The 5,598-nt window shown below is 51.4% G+C and carries 5 protein-coding genes; 2 read left to right on the top strand and 3 right to left on the bottom strand.

Translation table 11 applies throughout. From position 1 onward, the window contains the following. Positions 1-21: 21 nt before the first annotated feature. The 3 genes from nagB to ON064_RS16715 all read right to left on the bottom strand — a co-directional run bounded on the left by nagB (position 22) and on the right by ON064_RS16715 (position 4,058). Positions 22-810 (bottom strand): glucosamine-6-phosphate deaminase, encoded by a 789-nt coding sequence (gene nagB, locus ON064_RS16725; protein WP_274625656.1) that lies wholly within the window; start codon positions 808-810, stop codon positions 22-24. A gap of 399 nt (positions 811-1,209) precedes the next feature. Continuing rightward, a complete protein-coding gene (locus ON064_RS16720; RefSeq protein ID WP_274625655.1) occupies positions 1,210-3,471 on the bottom strand; it encodes a cell wall-binding repeat-containing protein in 2,262 nt (753 codons plus the stop codon). A 365-nt stretch (positions 3,472-3,836) separates the two neighbouring features. Continuing rightward, a complete protein-coding gene (locus ON064_RS16715) occupies positions 3,837-4,058 on the bottom strand; it encodes a hypothetical protein (RefSeq protein WP_274625654.1) in 222 nt (73 codons plus the stop codon). Positions 4,059-4,231: 173 nt separating this feature from the next. Here ON064_RS16715 and ON064_RS16710 point away from each other — a divergent pair, with 173 nt between their 5' ends. Beyond that, entirely contained in the window at positions 4,232-4,969 is a 738-nt protein-coding gene (locus tag ON064_RS16710; protein ID WP_274625653.1) for a GDSL-type esterase/lipase family protein, read from the top strand. Positions 4,970-5,191: 222 nt separating this feature from the next. Continuing rightward, a partial coding sequence (locus ON064_RS16705) for an aldo/keto reductase (RefSeq protein ID WP_274625652.1) occupies positions 5,192-5,598 on the top strand: 407 nt, incomplete at its 3' end.

Genomic DNA, 5,598 nt, shown 5'->3' with positions numbered 1-5,598 from the left:
CGTCCACCTACCAAAACCCCGCTACATTAGCATTTCTCCCCCATGAATTGTGTCGTGCACAGGGACACTACCGAACACAACACTATCCAAGTACTGCAAAGCTGCTTCATCGGCAATGATAGTGGCATTTTGATGCGTCTTTAATATCGACGCGGGAAAACTTTCATCAATTTCCCCAAGCACCAAACGGCTTAGAGCTGTGCTTTTTCCCGCACCCGAGACGAGCAATAGAATTTCTTCGCTTCCCATAATGGTGGATATGCCCATCGTGATCGCCCGATTCGGCACCAAATCGAGACTTCCAAAAAACTTCGCATTCGCGGTTCTTGTATCTAAGGTCAACTCCACGACATGCGTCGTTGAATCGAATGGAGTTCCGGGCTCATTAAAGCCGATATGGCCATTGCCGCCCAAGCCAAGAATCTGCAAATCCACCTTGCCACTGTCTTGAATAAGCTTTTCGTACGCCTTAGCTTCTGCAAACTCATCCACCGTATCGCCTTTTGGAAGGTGCGTGTTCTTTTTATCGATATCAATATGGTCAAACAGTAGCGTATCCATATAGTATCTATAGCTTTGAGAATCCTGTCCGGACAATCCGATATACTCGTCAAGATTGAATGTCTGGACGTGTTTATAGGAAGTGCCGTTCATCACATGATCGGAAATCAACTCCCGATACAATCCTTTTGGCGTGTCGCCTGTCGCCATCCCCAATTTGATTTGCGGGTTTCGGTGAAGTTTATCGATGACATAGTCGGCTGCGATCTGGCTCATTTCGTTATAATCTGCGACTTTGATCAACTTCATAACAGCTTCTCTTTCCTTTCTTAAGCAAATGTCCTTGCCGCATCAAAGGTAGTGCCATCACTAGGCGGAAGAACTTTTGCCTCTACTCAAGCAGCCCTGGAATACCGCCTCGCATTCACTGTTTATCACTCTCCAGATTCAATGCCACGATCATTGCTTTCGTTAAAATAAGCATACATTTTATAATAAATTTATGCTAATTAGAGACATTTTGTTGACGGAATATTATAGCAATTTGTGAAATTATTTTGACTATCCACAATAAAATCCGCTAAGAAACACGAAAGAAGAAATCCATCGCCATACTCATTCCATCAACAATAAAACGCCGCATCTATCTGCCTGTTCGGCGAGAAAGATGCGGCGTTGAAATTGAATTGTGTGGCGCACAGGGACAACTTACCGCCCAAGCATCCCTTTCACTCCGTCCGACACCGCGCCGGTGCCTCCGAAGATCGAGAAGCCATGATACACCGGCAGCTGCTGTTCGGTCGCTTTCGGGATGCGATCCGGGCGCACGAGCAAAATCGGCGCGTCGTTTTTCGCAGCCAACACAGAGCCCGTCAGCGCATCCGGGAAGTCGAGTCCGGTAGCGATAAAGGCGCGGCTGTCGCCAAGCGGAAGCCGTGTCGCGACTTCGGACCCGGTGTCATAGCGCGATTTGCCGCCGAACCGTTCGGCATCCGGCAACTGGGCGAACACTTCTTCACTGACCGCGCCGGTGCTGCCGATGACGTAGCTCGACGTATAGCGTTCAAGCGCGGTAGCGGTCTCGTTCGGCAAGGAGTCGCTGCGCGTCAGCAAAATCGGGATGCCGTTTTTCGCGGCATATGGCGAAACCGATAAAGCATCCGGGAAGTTCAATCCGCTTGCAACGACTGCACGCTCCGAGTCCAACTTCTCTGCAATCAACGCCGCAGTGTCATAGCGCGACTTGCCGCCGATGCGCTCAGTGGCAAGCCCCATGTCTTCCAGTTCCGCTTCCACTGCACCGGATATGGCGATGCTTCCTCCAAGGATGATCGCCTTGTCAGCGCCAAGCCGTTCGATTTCCTCGCGCGTTCCGGAATGAAGTTCACCTGTACGTGTCAATAAAATCGGTGCATCTTCCAGGTAAGCGAGCGGCCCACCAGCCAGTGCGTCCGGGAAATCGCCTGCAGTGGCTAGGACCACTGTGTTAGCCTCATCCCAGCCGGTTTGTGAAATCGCGATCGCCGTTTGATAGCGGCTAGTGCCGGATATGCGTTCCGGCATTTCTTCCGGCTCCGTTTCTTGCACGACCACTTCCAGCGCTTCGCTTTCATTGCCGTAGCGGTCGCGCACCAGTATCGTCAACGCGCTTCCCGCAGTTTGCTTCGGAATCGCCACGCTGAATGTGCCCGCTCCCGCGTATCCTTCTTGGCGCGCGATTTCACCGTCTTCATTCTCAACAGTGATCACAGCGTCTTCTACGGGCTGATTCAAAGTGCCAGTGATTTCCGCCGAGCTTTCATAGACAGCATTCACTGACGGCTGTTCGATATCAAAAATCATCAACGCCGCTTCCGCATCGACCCGGCCGTGGCCGAAATAAGGGTCTTTGCCGGCAGCGCCGAGGTCGACCGAGGTATCATACAGCCGCTGGGCGATTTCTTCATTCGTCAAATCCGGCTCATTCGCTTTCACGAGTGCTGCGACCCCTGCCACGACCGGTCCCGCCATCGAAGTCCCGCTCATCGATGAAAAGCTGCCGCCCGCGATTGTCGACCAAATGCCGGTGCCGGGTGCCGTGATGTCCTGGTCAGCACCATAATTCGAGAACCACGAAATCCGGTCAGCACGGTCTGTCGATCCGACTGCAACAACGTTTTCGTAACCCGATGGATAATGCGTCTCGTCCGTATCATCATTTCCGGAAGACGCGATCACCAATACGCCGCGCTCATGCGCATAGTCGATCGCCGCTTGATAGGACTCGCTCTTGTAATAATTGCCCAGGCTCATATTGATGATGTCCGCCCCGGCATCCGCCGCGTAATAAATGCCTTCGATGACATCGGACGAATACGCCTCTTCTCCTTCGAACACATCAATCGCAAGAACCCCAGCGCCCGGTGCAACACCCGCGCCGTAAGTCCGGTTATTATGTGCAGCGTTGATGATCCCCGCAACATGTGTGCCGTGGTCGTCTTCGCTTATGCTCGATGCTGTTGCGTAGGAACTGACGAGTTGACCTTTCAAGTCTGGGTGGTCCAAATCGAATCCATTATCCAGAACGGCGACCAATACATCCGTCGTGCCCATCGTTTTCGTCCATGCACGTTCCGACCCGATCAATTCGTGATGATACTGGAATGAATAATACGGATCGTTCGGCACCGCCGTCGTCTTGAGCAAATGATCCGGCTCGACATTTGCCACGCCCGGCGCCGCGCCGAGTTCTTCTATGTATGCTTCTACGCTTTGCCCTTTTGGCACCTCGACCGTCACCAGCTTATTGGCTGTATTGACCTCCAAAGCTTCGATTTTTTCCCCTGACAATGCATGGCTGCGTGCCCCCGCCTCCAATTCAACGATGACGCGATCGGTCTCGACAGCATCATCCGCTGACACTGCTCCTGCCATATGCAAAACCGCCGCTCCCGTCAGTACAGTGATTCCGATTTTCTTAGATGTATTCACATTGTTGGCCCCTTCCATCTGTTCTCCGTGGCTGGTAAATTCCCGCTTATTGTAACATCTCTATTTTCCAATTAATAGTAATCCACTTTCTGTTTTGGGAATAATTTCATCTTTTAATAGGACTGTGGCGAGTCAAATTGTGTGGTGCACAGGGACAAACACCATCTGCCAAACCCAAAAAACCGCATCCCCTCGCCTTTTTGGCATTGGGATTGCGGCTTAAATTGTGTGGCGCACAGGGACAACTCACGCCGCCTGCTGTTCTTTTTTTCACCGGTAATTGTGCCTGACACAGGGACATCCGAACGGTCAAACCCCACCACACCAAAGTTCCTGACACGCAAATTGTGTCTGACACAGGGACATCAAGTCCGACGCCGACCCCCGAACACGATGCCAACCCCTCCGCCAATCACAGCCCCCACGTACGCTGCCAGCTCATAACCTTCCAGTCCGGTATTTTCGTAAATATCCAATCCGCCCAAAAAGGTACCACCGATGACCAGCCCGAGAAACGCACTGGCGAACACCCCTGCAATCAATCCGATCATCCCGCCCGCCAATTTTGATCTGCCTCTATGCTTCACGCCCATCCCTCCCTATACACCCTTTCTCCTTATGTTCTCTGCCCCGCCGATAATTCCTCCATTCCCCAAATTCGTGACAATCGGATCAAACGAATCATATGCGTTAAAAATAGATAGAATATTCGAACTATTAGTTTTATACTATAGCTGAATGAAGAGAAAGGGAGGGTTCTATGAAAAAGCTCATCAAAACCATTGTCGTCGTGTTGCTCGCAAGCCTGCTCGTATCTCCTGGTGCCTTTGCAAAAAGTGACAACGCCAAAGAATCGCTCGTCGCAGTTGGCGATTCGATTCCGTTCGGCTTGAATCTCGGCCAGACCAACCAAAATCCGGCGAAGACCAGCTATCCTTATTTAATCGGCAAGCTCGCCGATCTCCGGGTGCGCAACCTCGGCGTGTCCGGCTGGCAATCGGATCAATTGTTCGAAGCTTTGCAGAACGACCAGAAATACCGCCAAGCCATCATCCACTCGGATTACGTCGCCGTGACGATCGGCAATAACGATTTTCTCGCCATCCTGCGCGAAGCCGCAATCGAAAGCGGCGGCAATCAACCAGCGTTCCAGCAATTGCTTGCAGCGAAGCTCAACCAAAGCGATGTCTTCTCGAACATCCAGCAAATCATCACGGAAATCCGCACACTCACCGATTCACCGATCGTGCTCTATAATGTCTACAATCCGTTCCAGCTGACCGACCCGCTCCACTATATCGTCGCTCCCATACTCCCGGACATTAACGATGCATTCGCCGGCCTCGCCTTCTCCAATGAAGACGTCTATCTGGCGGATGCTTACACAGCCTTCGGAAACAATCAAGCACTGTACGTCCTGCCGGGGGACATCCATCCGACGAATGCCGGACAAGCGAAACTCGCTGAAATCGGCTTGCAATCACTCGGCCTGTACTAAGCGCATAATCCCCAAAAGCTGCCTCCTTTGGCAGCTTTTTTTGCGTTGAATTGAATTGTGTGGCGCACAGGGACGCCAAAACTACAAAACCCCGCTAAAACCGCAATTTCACACTCGAAATTGTGCCATGCACAGGGACACAACAAAAAAAAGCTTACATCCTCTAGCTTCAGGGTATTCTATAGATTGTTGTGACAAAACCCAAAAAAGGAGAAATGTCCCGTGAATCATGTAACACTAAATAACAAACTCGAAATGCCCCAATTAGGATTCGGCGTCTGGCAAGTCGACAGCGACCAAGCTGCCGAAGCCGTATCAACTGCATTAAAAACTGGCTATACATCTATCGATACAGCCATGATCTATAAAAACGAAGAAGGCGTCGGAAAAGCCTTGAAAGAGACGTCCGTCCCGCGTGAAGAGTTGTTCATCACGACGAAAGTCTGGAACTCTGACCAAGGCTACGACAGCACCTTGCGCGCATTCGACGAAAGCCTGGAGCGCCTCGGACTCGATTATGTGGACCTCTACCTCATCCACTGGCCAACACCTGAATTCGACAATTACGTCGAGACGTATAAAGCGATGGAAAAACTATACAAAGACGGCCGCGTCAAAGCGATCGGCGT

This window comes from Planococcus sp. A6 (genome assembly GCF_028823615.1).
GTDB lineage: Bacteria > Bacillota > Bacilli > Bacillales_A > Planococcaceae > Planococcus.
This window is presented reverse-complemented; position numbering and strand designations above follow the sequence as displayed.